We start from the raw sequence: 268 nt of genomic DNA on the forward strand, positions 1-268 counted from the left end.
TTGTTGCACTTGGCCCTGGACTCTTGATCGTAATGGACGCATTAAGTGCGCCGGGAGCAAGTTTATGATGCTATACAATAAGTTTCTTCTACTACTATTGCCAATTTTGCTACTTGGTTGTGCATCTTCTGATGAACCAACCAACCAATTTGATGCCGAATTGTATTCGGGTAAACCAATCGATAGTTTGACTAGTGATGATCCGCCGCTAAATGAAAAAGAAGCAATTATGCGCGGTGACATTGCTCTGCGAGACAACAATATAGAC

The 268-nt window shown here is 42.2% G+C and carries 1 pseudogene; it reads left to right on the plus strand.

The window, feature by feature from the left end:
• Window positions 1-64: 64 nt before the first annotated feature.
• Window positions 65-268, plus strand: a pseudogene (locus AB4486_RS27905) (hypothetical protein); the annotation flags it as partial.

Origin of the sequence: Vibrio sp. 10N.222.55.C6 (assembly GCF_041473395.1) — a bacterium.
Taxonomy (GTDB): domain Bacteria; phylum Pseudomonadota; class Gammaproteobacteria; order Enterobacterales; family Vibrionaceae; genus Vibrio; species Vibrio crassostreae_C.